1 protein-coding gene and 1 pseudogene are annotated in these 565 nt (G+C 45.0%); both read left to right on the forward strand.

Annotated features, from left to right (window positions below):
- On the forward strand, positions 1 to 365 hold a 365-nt coding region (locus tag CIK04_RS24115; protein WP_176463418.1), incomplete at its 5' end, for a UbiA family prenyltransferase.
- Positions 366 to 440: 75 nt separating this feature from the next.
- A pseudogene (locus tag CIK04_RS24120) lies at positions 441 to 565 on the forward strand (ribonuclease E activity regulator RraA); the annotation flags it as partial.

Genomic DNA, 565 nt, shown 5'->3' on the forward strand with positions numbered 1-565 from the left:
GTGGATTATTGGCCGTTGCCGTGCTCAATATCAACAACATGCGTGATATTGAGAATGATGCGGCCTGTGGCAAACGCACCGTTGCCGTACGACTTGGACAACAGCGTGCCAAACAGTACCATTTCGCTTTACTCGGTGGCGCCTTAATGGCCTTTGCGAGTTACTTGCTGCTACAACCCAGCTCGATTTGGCTCTGTTTGCCATTTWCTTCTAGCCTAATTGTGCTCTTTAATCATGGTAAAGCCGTTTGGCAAACTGAGAAACCAGCACAAATTGCCCCGATGATGCCAGTCGTAGTGAAATGCTCACTCGTCACTAATATTTTGTTTGCAACTGTTGTGGTAGCTCAAACTCTTGTTAGTTAATCATTAATTGTCATTGCAATGACTTAATGCACGGATATACTCAAAAGAAATCTCGTTGACCAAAGAAGGTATGCCATGGAATACAACACTTCAGCCCTTTGCGATATCTATATGGACCAAGTGGATGTAGTCGAGCCTATGTTCAGTAACTTTGGTGGCCGCGCTTCCTTTGCCGGACAAATCACCACAGTCAAGTGTTT

It is taken from the genome of Vibrio sp. 03_296, assembly GCF_002265885.1.